This is a genomic window from Pseudomonas sp. SCT, assembly GCF_003864275.1.
GTDB classification, from domain to species: domain Bacteria; phylum Pseudomonadota; class Gammaproteobacteria; order Pseudomonadales; family Pseudomonadaceae; genus Stutzerimonas; species Stutzerimonas stutzeri_AE.
In genome coordinates, this window is the sequence record NZ_BDJA01000005.1 from 366,953 (window position 1) to 379,029 (window position 12,077).

Sequence of the window (12,077 nt, forward strand, 5' to 3'; positions counted from 1 at the left end):
GAAGCTGTACAAAAACTGTGCGGTCACCGAACGAACGTATGTCGTCCGTTGGTCGAATCTCCTATGCTTGAATCAACCTATATTCTTGACATGGATCAAGCCCGAGCACTTGCAGTGCTGGTGCAAAGGCGCTGGTGCGTGAGCGCCGCGAACGATAAAAATAATTTGAGTGCCTGGTGATGGACAGACTGCTGAGCGATAAAAGCAGGATCTTCGAGCATGCCGACCCGCATGCCGTCTCGGACTACGTCAATCAGCACGTGGGGTCGCACTGCATTCGTCTGCCGCGCACGGGCAGCCCGCAGGCGAGCCTGAGTCACTGCAAGTTCGGCAAACTCGACCTCTGCCAGATCAGCTACGGCGGCAGTGTCCATGTCACTTCGCCGGCGCTGGAAACCATCTTTCACTTGCAGCTGTTGCAGCGCGGCCACTGCCTGTGGCGCGGGCGAGGCCAGGAGCACTATTTCACTCCCGGCGAGCTGTTGCTGATCAACCCCGACGACCCGGTTGACCTGACTTATTCGGATGATTGCGAAAAGCTCATCGTCAAGTTGCCGGCATCCTTTCTGGAAAAAGCCTGCAGCGAGAACCAATGGCAGGCACCTGCCGACGGCATTCGCTTCAGTGCCAATCGCCATGCACTCAAGGATCTGGATGGCTTCGATAGTCTGGTCAGCCTGATTTGCCGCGAGGCTGGCTCCGAGCAGAGCATCCCGCAAATCCAGGAACAGTACAGTCGGATCATCGCCAGCAAGCTGCTTTTCAGCCTGGCCAGCAATATCCGGCGCGATCCTTTCGGCGACAGCTGTCCTTCGTTCGGGCGGTTGACCGACTACATCGATGAGCATCTGAAAAAGGACATCTCGGTTGAGCAGCTGGCCGCACTGGCCAACATGAGCCTGCGCTCGCTTTACCTGCTGTTCGAACGCAAGGTTGGCACCACGCCAAAATCGTATATCCGTCAGCGCAAGCTGGAGCAGATCCACGGTCGACTGAGCGACCCGTCGGCGAAGGTGCGCAACATCACCGAGATCGCCATGGACTACGGCTTCATGCACCTGGGCCGTTTCTCGGAAAGCTATAAGAGCACCTTCGGCGAGCTGCCTTCGGACACGCTGCGCCGCCATCACTGAGTCCCCTTGAGTCGCTGCCATTCCGACGGCAGCGGCTCCTTTTCTTCACTACCACCCTCGCTGTCGAGCTGTTCCGCCCCCTTGCGGGCGGGCTGGCCGTCGGCTGCCTGTGGGTGCGTCAATTTGCCTTCTTGCGTTGTGCAGAAAACGGATAAAGGTCCTGCAGGAAACGGATATTGATGCCGCCTCCAGCGCCGTAGCCTTCATCACGTAGAAACAATAACAACGGAGGCCCCGGCCATGTCCCTGGGAATCGACTACCTTGATTCGCTGCTTGAAGAAGACAAAGAGAAAGGCATCTTTCGCTGCAAGCGTGAGATTTTCACCGCGCCGGAGCTTTTCGAGCTCGAGATGAAGCACATCTTCGAGGGCAACTGGATCTACCTTGCCCACGAGAGCCAGATTCCCGAGAAGAACGACTACTACACCACCACCATGGGGCGGCAGCCGATCTTCATCGCCCGCAACAAGGATGGGGTCCTCAACGCCTTCATCAACGCCTGCAGCCATCGCGGCGCAACGCTCTGCCGTTACAAGCGCGGCAACAAGGCGACCTATACCTGCCCGTTCCATGGCTGGACCTTCAACAACTCGGGCAAGCTGCTCAAGGTGAAGGACCCCAAGGAAGCCGGCTATCCGGAGAGCTTCGACTGCGACGGCTCGCATGACCTGAAGAAGGTCGCGCGCTTCGAGTCCTACCGCGGTTTCCTGTTCGGCAGCCTCAACCCCGACGTTTCCTCGCTGGAAGATTTCCTCGGCGAGTCGCGCAAGATCATCGACATGATCGTCGACCAGTCGCCTGAAGGCCTGGAAGTGCTGCGCGGTTCGAGCACCTACGTCTTCGACGGCAACTGGAAGCTGCAGGCCGAAAACGGTGCTGATGGTTACCACGTCACCGCGGTGCACTGGAACTACGCCGCGACCCAGCAGCAGCGCAAGCTGAAAGACGCGGGCGACGACATTCGCGCCATGAGCGCCGGCGGCTGGGGCAAGAAGGGCGGTGGTTTCTACTCCTTCGAGAACGGCCACATGCTGCTCTGGACCCGCTGGGACAACCCGGAAGACCGTCCGCTGTTCTCGCAGCGTGATCGTCTGGTCGAAGAGTTCGGCGAGGCCCGTGCCGACTGGATGATCGGCCACTCGCGCAACCTGTGCCTGTATCCGAACCTGTACCTGATGGACCAGTTCGGCTCGCAGCTGCGTATCGCCCGTCCGATCTCCGTCGACAAGACCGAAGTCACCATCTACTGCATCGCGCCGAAGGGCGAGAGCGCCGAGGCTCGCGCCCGTCGCATCCGTCAATACGAAGACTTCTTCAACGTCTCGGGCATGGCCACGCCGGACGATCTGGAAGAGTTCCGCGCCTGTCAGGAAGGCTTCCAGGGCCGTTCGCTGCAGTGGAACGATATGTCCCGCGGCGCTGCTCACTGGATCGAAGGGGCCGACGAAAGCGCCCAGCAGATCGACCTGCATCCGCTGCTCAGCGGCGTGCGCACCGAAGACGAAGGTCTGTACGTGGTGCAGCACGGCTACTGGCGCGACCAGATGGTCAAGGCCGTGAAGAAAGAGCAGGACCAACTGATCCACGTGGAGGGCGCGTAAATGGCCATTTCCTACGAAGCGGTACGTGACTTCCTCTATCGCGAAGCGCGCTACCTGGACGACAAGGACTGGGACAGCTGGCTCGAGCTCTACGCATCGGACGCCTCCTTCTGGATGCCGGCCTGGGATGACAACGACGAGCTGGTGGAAAACCCGCAGACCGAAATCTCCCTGATCTGGTACGGCAACCGCGGCGGCCTGGAGGATCGCGTGTTCCGCATCCGCACCGAGCGCTCCAGTGCGACGATCCCGGACACCCGTACCTCGCACAACATCACCAACCTGGAAATCGTCGAGCAGGGTGAAGGCTTCTGCAAGGTGCGCTTCAACTGGCACACCATGAGCTTCCGCTACAAGACCGTCGACCACTTCTACGGCACCAGCTTCTACACCCTCGATACGCGCGGTGAGAGCCCGCTGATCAAGGCCAAGAAGGTCGTGCTGAAGAACGACTACGTGCGCCAGGTGATAGACGTTTACCACATCTGAGTCGCCCGTACGGGCGGCGGCCAACCCGCTGCTCGCCCACCTTACGTGTGCGCATGGCCAGGCCATGCGCTGACAACAAGAAAACGCCTGAGCGAGGTGCGCCATGAGCCACAAGATCGCACTGAATTTCGAAGACGGGGTCACCCGCTTCATCGACGCCAAGATCGGCGAAACCGTAGCCGATGCAGCCTATCGTCAGGGCATCAACATCCCCCTCGATTGCCGTGACGGTGCCTGCGGCGCCTGTAAATGCTTTGCCGAAGCCGGTCAGTACGACCTTGGCGAGGAATACATCGAAGACGCGCTGAGCGAAGACGAAGCCGCCCAGGGCTACGTGCTGACCTGCCAGATGCGCGCCGAGAGCGACTGCGTGGTTCGCGTGCCGGCCTCGTCGGACGTCTGCAAGACCACCCAGGCCAGCTACGAAGCGACCATCAGCAACGTCCGCCAGCTGTCGCAAAGCACCATCGCACTGTCGATCAAGGGCGAAGCCCTGACCCAGCTGGCCTTCCTGCCGGGGCAGTACGTCAATCTGCAGGTGCCGGGGACCGACCAGACCCGCGCCTATTCCTTCAGTTCGCTGCAGAGGGACGGTGAGGTCAGCTTCCTGATCCGCAATGTCCCGGGCGGGTTGATGAGCAGCTTCCTCAGCGGCATGGCCAAGGCCGGCGACAGCCTGACCCTGGCAGGTCCGCTGGGCAGCTTCTACCTGCGTGAGATCAAGCGTCCGCTGTTGCTGCTGGCTGGCGGTACCGGCCTGGCGCCGTTCACCGCGATGCTGGAGAAGATCGCCGAGCAGGGCAGCGAGCATCCGCTGCACCTGATCTATGGCGTGTCCAACGACTTTGATCTGGTGGAGATGGATCGCCTCGCCGACTTCGCCGCGCGCATCCCGAACTTCACCTACAGCGCCTGCGTGTCGAGCACCGACAGTCAGTACCCGCAGAAGGGCTATGTCACCCAGCACATCGAGCCCAAGCACCTCAACGAAGGCGAAGTGGACATCTACCTGTGCGGCCCGCCGCCCATGGTCGAGTCGGTTAACCAGTTCATTCGTGAGCAGGGCCTGCAGCCGGCCAATTTCTACTACGAGAAGTTCGCCGCCAGCGCCTGATCGGCCAACCGTAGGGTGGGCAACTGCGCAGCATTGCCCACCGAATCCTCGCCATTCCAGAGGTTGGGTAGATGAACAAACGTTTCCAGAACAAAGTCGCGGTGATCACCGGTGCCGCACAGGGCATCGGCCGTCGTGTGGCCGAGCGCATGGGCGAAGAGCGTGGTCGCCTGCTGCTGGTCGACCGTTCCGAACTGGTCCATGAACTGGCCGATGAGCTCGGCGCCAAGGGCGTCGAAGTCCTGACCATGACCGCCGATCTCGAGCAGTTCGCCGACTGTCACCGCGTCATGGACGCCGCCAAGGCGCGCTTCGGGCGCCTGGACATCCTCGTCAACAACGTCGGCGGCACCATCTGGGCCAAGCCGTTCGAGCATTACCAGGAGCACGAGATCGAGGCCGAAGTGCGTCGCTCGCTGTTCCCGACGCTGTGGTGCTGTCACGCCGCGCTGCCGCACATGCTGGAGCAGGGCGCTGGTGCCATCGTCAACGTCTCGTCGATCGCAACCCGCAGCTTGAACCGCGTGCCTTACGGCGCGGCCAAGGGTGGTGTCAATGCACTGACCGCCTGCCTGGCGTTCGAGAATGCCCAGCGCGGCGTTCGCGTCAACGCCACCGCGCCGGGCGGCACCGAGGCGCCGCCACGCCGCATTCCGCGCAACGCCGCCGAGCAGAGCGAGCAGGAGAAGATCTGGTACCAGCAGATCGTCGATCAGACCGTCGATTCATCATTGATGAAGCGCTACGGAACCATCGACGAGCAAGCCGGCGCCATTCTCTTCCTGGCCTCTGATGATGCGTCCTATATCACTGGGGTGACGTTGCCGGTGGGAGGCGGTGACCTCGGCTGAGTGATCGATACACCGGCCTTGGCCGGGGGAAGCGCCAGGGCACGACGCTACTGGTGGTTTCGCCGGCGGTGGCCGACCTGCGACTAACAAAAACAATAGAGAGTCTCGCCATGCGAAAAGTAGACGTACACGAGGTCATCGATAACGCCCGCTTCAACGGGTTTCACTGGCTGGTCGTGTGCCTGTGCGCACTGCTGTTGATCTTCGACGGCTACGATCTGTTCATCTACGGCGTGGTTCTGCCGGTGATCATGAAAGAGTGGGGGCTGACCCCGCTGGAAGCCGGTGCTCTGGGCAGTTACGCGCTGTTCGGCATGATGTTCGGCGCCCTGGTATTCGGCACCCTGGCCGACCGCATCGGCCGCAAGATGGGTATCGCAATCTGCTTCGTGCTGTTCAGCTCGGCTACCGTGCTCAACGGCTTCGCCAGCACCCCAACCGAATTCGGCATCTTCCGCTTTCTCGCCGGACTCGGCTGCGGCGGGCTGATGCCCAACGTAGTCGCGCTGATGAACGAGTACGCGCCGAAGAAACTGCGCAGCACTCTGGTCGCGGTCATGTTCAGCGGCTATTCGCTGGGCGGCATGTTGTCGGCCGGTCTCGGTATCTACATGCTGCCGCGTTTCGGCTGGGAAGCGATGTTCTTCGCTGCCGCCGTGCCGCTGCTGCTGTTGCCGGTGATCATCTGGTATCTGCCGGAATCGGTCGGTTTTCTTGTTCGTCAGGGTCGTACCGAACAGGCCCGCGCGCTGCTGAACAAGGTTGATCCGACCCGCCAGCTCGGCGCCAACGACGAACTGGTGATGAGCGACATCAAGGGCAAGAGCGCGTCGGTACTCGAGCTGTTCCGCGACGGTCGTGGCGTGCGCACCGTGTCGATCTGGGTCGCGTTCTTCTGCTGCCTGCTGATGGTCTACGCGCTGGGTTCCTGGCTGCCGAAGCTGATGGCCAACGCCGGCTACAGCCTGGGTTCGAGCCTGTCCTTCCTGCTGGCACTGAACTTCGGCGGCATGGCCGGGGCGATTCTCGGCGGCTGGCTGGGTGACCGCTTCAACCTGTCCAAGGTGGTGGTGGTGTTCTTCGCCATCTCCGTGGTCTCGATCAGCCTGCTGGGTTTCAAGACGCCGATGCCGGTGCTCTACACCCTGATCTTTATCGCTGGTGCCACCGTGATCGGCACCCAGATCCTGCTCTACGCAACCGCCGCACAGTTCTACGGCTTGTCGATCCGCTCCACCGGTCTGGGCTGGGCTTCGGGCATCGGCCGCAACGGCGCCATCGTCGGGCCGCTGCTGGGTGGTGCGCTGCTGGGCATCAACCTGCCGCTGCAACTGAACTTCATGGCCTTCGCCGTACCGGGAATCATCGCGGCGCTGGCCATGAGCGTATTCGCCATCTCCAGCAAGCGCAGCACCGTTGCGGCCCCGGTGGTGATTTCGGCTGCCAAGGCCTGATCCCCTGAACTGACACTGGTAAATCGGAAATCGATATGAGCCCCATCCTGATTGAAAGCATCCAGGCGATCGTCGTCGACCTGCCGACCATTCGCCCGCACAAGCTGGCCATGCACACCATGCAGCAGCAGACGCTGGTGGTGATCCGCGTGAAGTGCAGCGACGGCATCGAAGGCATCGGCGAGTCCACCACCATTGGCGGGTTGGCCTACGGCAACGAAAGCCCGGAAAGCATCAAGCAGAACATCGACAGCCATCTCGGCCCGCTGCTGGTGGGTCAGGATGCGGCGAATATCAACGCAGCCATGCTGCGTCTGGACAAGGCGGCGAAGGGCAACACCTTCGCCAAGTCCGGCCTCGAAAGCGCGCTGCTGGACGCGCAGGGCAAGCGCCTCGGGTTGCCGGTCAGCGAGCTGCTCGGCGGTCGCGTTCGCGACAGCCTGGAAGTGGCCTGGACCCTGGCCAGTGGCAACACCAGCAAGGACATCGAGGAAGCCGAGCACATGCTCGACATCCGCCGCCACCGCATCTTCAAGCTGAAGATCGGTGCGGGCGAAGTGAGCGCCGATCTCAAGCACGTCATCGCCATCAAGCAGGCTCTCGGCGAGCGCGCCAGCGTGCGCGTAGACGTCAACCAGGCCTGGGACGAGTCGGTGGCGCTGCGTGCCTGCCGCATCCTCGGCGACAACGGCATCGACCTGATCGAACAGCCGATCTCGCGGATCAACCGTGGCGGCCAGATTCGTCTGAACCAGCGTAGCCCTGCACCGATCATGGCCGATGAGTCGATCGAGAGCGTCGAGGACGCCTTCAGCCTGGCCGCCGACGGCGCGGCGAGCATCTTCGCCCTGAAGATCGCCAAGAACGGTGGTCCGCGTGCCGTGCTGCGCACCGCGCAGATCGCCGAGGCGGCGGGCATCGCACTCTACGGCGGCACCATGCTCGAGGGCGCCATCGGCACCCTGGCGTCGGCGCATGCCTTCGTCACCATCAACAAGCTCACCTGGGCCACCGAGCTGTTCGGCCCGCTGCTGCTCACCGAGGAAATCGTCACCGAGGCGCCGGTCTACCGCGACTTCCGGCTGGAAGTGCCGCGCACGCCGGGCCTGGGCCTGACCCTGGATGAAGAGCGCCTGGCGTTCTTTGCTCGCAAGTAACCGGAGGCTGAACAGATGCTGTTCCACGTAAAGATGATCGTAAAACTGCCGGTCGACATGGACCCGGCAAAGGCCGCCAAGCTCAAGGCCGACGAGAAGGAACTCGCTCAAGGCCTGATGCGCGAGGGCAAGTGGCGCCACCTGTGGCGCATCGCCGGCCAGTACGCCAACTACAGCGTGTTCGATGTGGCCAGCGTGCAGGAACTGCACGACACCCTGATGCAACTGCCGCTGTTCCCCTACATGGAGATCGAGGTCAACGCCCTTTGCCGGCACCCCTCGTCGATCCGCGACGACGACCGCTGATTTCTGTTCGAAGCCGGGGTTCGCCCCGGTCAGTTAAACCGTGACCACAATTACAAGATGAGGCCTGTGCCATGACTGTAAAAATCTCCCAAACCAGCGACGTTCAGAACTTCTTCAAGGAAGCCAGCGGCTTCGGCAACGACGCCGGCAGCAGCCGCATGAAGACCGTGATCAACCGCATCCTGGTCGACACTGCGAAAATCGTCGAAGACCTGGAAATCACTCAGGACGAATTCTGGAAGGCCGTGGACTATCTCAACCGCCTTGGCGGTCGCCACGAAGCCGGTCTGCTGGTTGCCGGCCTGGGCCTGGAGCACTTCCTCGACCTGCTGGAAGACGCCAAGGACGAGCAGCAGGGCCTCACCGGCGGCACCCCGCGCACCATCGAGGGCCCGCTGTACGTCGCCGGCGCCCCGATCAGCCAAGCTGAAACGCGCATGGACGACGGCAGCGAACTGGACGTCGCCACCGTGATGTTCCTGCAGGGCCAAGTCACCGGTCCGGACGGCAAGCCTGTCGCCAACGCCGTGGTCGACCTGTGGCACGCCAACACCAAGGGCAACTACTCCTACTTCGACAAGAGCCAGTCGGAGTACAACCTGCGTCGCCGCATCGTCACTGACGAGAACGGCAACTACCGCGCGCGCAGCATCGTGCCGTCCGGCTATGGCTGCTCGCTCGATGGCCCGACCCAGGAAGTACTGGATCATCTTGGTCGTCACGGCCGCCGTCCGGCGCACATCCACTTCTTTATCTCGGCACCGGGTCACCGTCACCTGACCACCCAGATCAATCTGGCTGGCGACGAGTACCTCTGGGACGACTTCGCCTACGCCACCCGCGACGGCCTGGTCGGTGACATCCGCTTCGTCGAAGACGCCGAAGCCGCCCGCGCCCGTGGTATCGAAGGCAGCCGCTTCGCCGAACTGACCTTCGACTTCCAGCTGCAGGCTGCTCCGGCGCCGGAAGCCGAACAGCGCAGCGCCCGCCCGCGCGCTCTGCAGAACGCCTGATGGCAGCTCGGGTGTGGATGGATGAAACCATTCATACCCGAGGTGATGGTGCCAGTGGGAGCGCTGTGCGTTTCCAACCCATGTGCACCGCAATGCGGGTCAGCGACACAAGCGATGCGGGTTGCCGGCCGCATCACATAAAACAAGAGTGCTCCGGACACTGTCACGGACGCCCAAGCCTTACCTTGCGAGGCGATATGAAAGCTCTGCTCAAAGACTTCTCGCTCTCCGCCGTGGTCGCCGGTTTTATCGCGACCGTGATTTCCTATGCCGGCCCGCTGGTGATCATTTTTCAGGCGGCCAAAGCCGGCAACATGCCGCACGACATACTGTCTTCCTGGGTCTGGACGATCTCCATCGGCAGCGGTGTGCTCGGCATCCTGCTCAGCCTTCGCTACAAAGTGCCGATCATCATCGCCTGGTCCGCGCCGGGTTCGGCATTGCTGGTGACCATGTTGCCCGACATCACCCTGAACGAGGCCATCGGCGCCTATATCGTCACGAGCGTGGTGGTGCTGCTGGTCGGCCTTTCCGGTGCGTTCGATCGCATCATCAATCGTCTGCCGTCCGCCATTGCTGCAGGGATGCTCGCGGGCATCCTGTTCCGCTTCGGTACCGGGCTTTTCGTCTCCATCAAGGAGCAGCCCTGGCTGGTGCTGGCGATGTTCTGTACTTATCTGATCTTCAAGCGCGCCATGCCGCGTTACGCGGTGCTCGCGGTGTTGGTGATCGGCGTGACGATCACGATCGCATCAGGAGAGCTGCGTAGCGAAGCCCTGGTAATCGGACTGGCAACGCCGGTCTGGATCAACCCTGATTTCAGCTGGCAGGTCATGTTGAATATCGCCTTCCCTCTGATCATGGTGGCGCTGACCGGACAGTTCGTTCCCGGCATGGCGGTACTGCGCAACGCGGGCTACAGCACGCCAGCCAGCCCGTTGATCAGCAGTAGTGCCTTGGGCTCGCTATTGCTGGCGCCGTTCGGCTGTCACGGCCTGAATCTAGCTGCAATCACCGCGGCGATCTGCACCGGTCGAGAGGCACACGAGAACCCGGCGAAACGCTACGTGGCCGGCGTATCCGGCGGCGTCTTTTATCTATTGCTGGGCATATTTGGCGCGACGCTGGTTTCCATCTTCACTGCCTTCCCCGCGGCCCTGATTGCTGCCCTGGCCGGTCTCGCACTGCTTGCGGCCATTGGCGGCGCGTTGAGCGCTGCGATGGCTCTGCCCGATGACCGTGAGGCAGCGCTGATTACATTCCTGGTCACCGCGTCAGGTATGTCGTTCCTTGGCCTGTCTGCTGCGTTCTGGGGGCTGATCTTCGGCATCACTGCCCATCTTCTACTGCGCTTGCATCCGGCCTGGGCAACAGCGGCGAAGAGGCAACAGACGGCACGCTGATTTCGCGACACCAACGCCACACCCGAGCAACCAAAGCTGCCGTTACCGCTGACGCCACGTCGGAGGGCGGCCGCGTGCACCTGCAAACAACAACAAGAGACGCCAACCATGCAAAAACCAATGATCTCCCGACTCGCCTTGACCGTTGCAGCGGCTTCCGCCTTCCCAGCTGTGCAGGCCGCCGAAGGCGGCTTCATCGAGGAGTCCACTGCCACGTTGCAAGCACGTAATTACTACTTCAGCCGGGACTTCTCCGACATCGTAGGCAAAAGTCAGCAATCGAAGGCAGAGGAGTGGGGGCAGGGCTTCATCCTGAACTTCAAGTCCGGCTATACCCAGGGGACGGTCGGTGTGGGCATCGATGCAATCGGGCTGCTCGGACTGAAGCTGGACAGTAGCCGCGATAGAGTGGGGACCGGGCTTTTGCCCGTCGGCGACGATGGCCGCGCAGCGGACGACTACAGCCGACTGGGCGCTGCGCTCAAGGTGAGACTGTCCAATACCGAGCTGAAGATTGGCGAACTGCAGCCGAATCTCCCGGTCCTGACCTTCAGCGACATTCGCCTCTTACCCCCTACCTATCAGGGCGCAAGTATCGTTTCCAACGAGATCGACGGCCTGACTTTGCAGGGAGGTCATCTGCGTTCGACCAGCCTGCGCAACGAAGCGGGGGATGACCGGATGCGGGCCATGCTGGGGCGTACGCCGCAGACTGGGCTGAGCGATGCCTTCAACTATGCTGGGGGCGACTATGCGTTCAATGCCAAGCGAACCTCGCTGAGTGCCTGGTACGCGCAATTGGAAGACATTTATAACCAACGCTTCATTGGTCTTAAGCATAGCGAGCCGTTGGGCAGCTGGACGCTTGGCGCCAACCTTGGCTTCTATGACTCGCAGGAAGATGGCAGCAAGCTCGCCGGTACCATCGACAATCAGGCTTTCTATTCGCTGTTGTCAGCCAAGCGGGGCGGCCACACGTTCTATGTCGGTTATCAGGCGATTTACGGCGACAGCGCGTTTCCTCGGGTCTTCGCCAACGTAACGCCGCTGGGTAACGAGGTGCCGACTTATGAGTTCGCCGAAAAAGATGAGCGCTCTTGGCAGGCACGCTACGACTATGACTTCGCCGCTGTCGGCGTTCCGGGCCTGGTCGCAACGGTGCGCTACATCACCAGCGATAACGTCGATACAGATAACGGTTTCGAAGGCAATGCACGCGAGCGCGATCTGGACCTCGGTTATACCGTTCAAAGCGGTCCGCTTAAGAACGTAGGTGTTCGTATCCGCAATGTGGCGGCACGCTCCAATTATCGCAGTGACATTGATGAGAACCGTCTGATCCTGAGCTATACGCTGACGCTGTTCTAAGTGTTAACTCGCCGGAACGGCTATCGATATAGGAGCCCGGCAACGAATTCGTCCGATGTGGAAATAAACGGTTGACGTTAGTTTTCAGGCTCCTATAATGCGCACCACTTCCGGCGCAGTCCTTAAGCAAAACCTCTTGTAAATCAAAAGGTTAGCGAAATAAAAGGGTTGCACGGATGGCGGATTC

Annotated in this window: 11 protein-coding genes; all 11 read left to right on the plus strand. The window is 61.5% G+C overall.

Features of this window, described 5'->3' with window-relative positions:
* The first annotated feature begins 179 nt into the window (after nt 1-179).
* The 11 genes from BHD08_RS15265 to BHD08_RS15315 all read left to right on the plus strand — a co-directional run bounded on the left by BHD08_RS15265 (nt 180) and on the right by BHD08_RS15315 (nt 11,890).
* Nucleotides 180-1,133, plus strand: coding sequence for an AraC family transcriptional regulator (locus BHD08_RS15265; protein ID WP_125023288.1), 954 nt, complete (start codon nt 180-182; stop codon nt 1,131-1,133).
* A 240-nt stretch (nt 1,134-1,373) separates the two neighbouring features.
* Nucleotides 1,374-2,735 (plus strand): benzoate 1,2-dioxygenase large subunit, encoded by a 1,362-nt coding sequence (gene benA / locus BHD08_RS15270; RefSeq protein WP_015277463.1) that lies wholly within the window; start codon nt 1,374-1,376, stop codon nt 2,733-2,735.
* Nucleotides 2,736-3,224 carry a benzoate 1,2-dioxygenase small subunit gene (benB, locus tag BHD08_RS15275; RefSeq protein ID WP_015277462.1) on the plus strand — a complete coding sequence of 163 codons (489 nt, stop codon included), beginning with the start codon at nt 2,736-2,738 and terminating at the stop codon, nt 3,222-3,224.
* Nucleotides 3,225-3,327: 103 nt separating this feature from the next.
* Nucleotides 3,328-4,338 carry a benzoate 1,2-dioxygenase electron transfer component BenC gene (benC, locus tag BHD08_RS15280; RefSeq protein ID WP_125023290.1) on the plus strand — a complete coding sequence of 337 codons (1,011 nt, stop codon included), beginning with the start codon at nt 3,328-3,330 and terminating at the stop codon, nt 4,336-4,338.
* 71 nt (nt 4,339-4,409) lie between these two features.
* Nucleotides 4,410-5,189, plus strand: coding sequence for a 1,6-dihydroxycyclohexa-2,4-diene-1-carboxylate dehydrogenase (locus BHD08_RS15285; protein ID WP_125023292.1), 780 nt, complete (start codon nt 4,410-4,412; stop codon nt 5,187-5,189).
* Nucleotides 5,190-5,299: 110 nt separating this feature from the next.
* Nucleotides 5,300-6,643, plus strand: coding sequence for an MFS transporter (locus BHD08_RS15290; protein WP_125023294.1), 1,344 nt, complete (start codon nt 5,300-5,302; stop codon nt 6,641-6,643).
* Between the two features lie 35 nt (nt 6,644-6,678).
* Nucleotides 6,679-7,800 carry a muconate cycloisomerase family protein gene (locus BHD08_RS15295; RefSeq protein WP_125023296.1) on the plus strand — a complete coding sequence of 374 codons (1,122 nt, stop codon included), beginning with the start codon at nt 6,679-6,681 and terminating at the stop codon, nt 7,798-7,800.
* Between the two features lie 15 nt (nt 7,801-7,815).
* Nucleotides 7,816-8,106: a muconolactone Delta-isomerase gene (gene catC, locus BHD08_RS15300; protein WP_015277457.1), complete on the plus strand. Its 291-nt coding sequence runs from the start codon at nt 7,816-7,818 to the stop codon at nt 8,104-8,106.
* Nucleotides 8,107-8,177: 71 nt separating this feature from the next.
* Nucleotides 8,178-9,119, plus strand: coding sequence for a catechol 1,2-dioxygenase (catA, locus tag BHD08_RS15305; RefSeq protein ID WP_015277456.1), 942 nt, complete (start codon nt 8,178-8,180; stop codon nt 9,117-9,119).
* Nucleotides 9,120-9,316: 197 nt separating this feature from the next.
* On the plus strand, nt 9,317-10,522 hold the full coding sequence (locus tag BHD08_RS15310; protein WP_125023298.1) for a benzoate/H(+) symporter BenE family transporter: 1,206 nt from the start codon (nt 9,317-9,319) through the stop codon (nt 10,520-10,522).
* A gap of 120 nt (nt 10,523-10,642) precedes the next feature.
* Entirely contained in the window at nt 10,643-11,890 is a 1,248-nt protein-coding gene (locus tag BHD08_RS15315) for an OprD family porin (protein WP_256678698.1), read from the plus strand.
* Nucleotides 11,891-12,077: the final 187 nt, after the last annotated feature.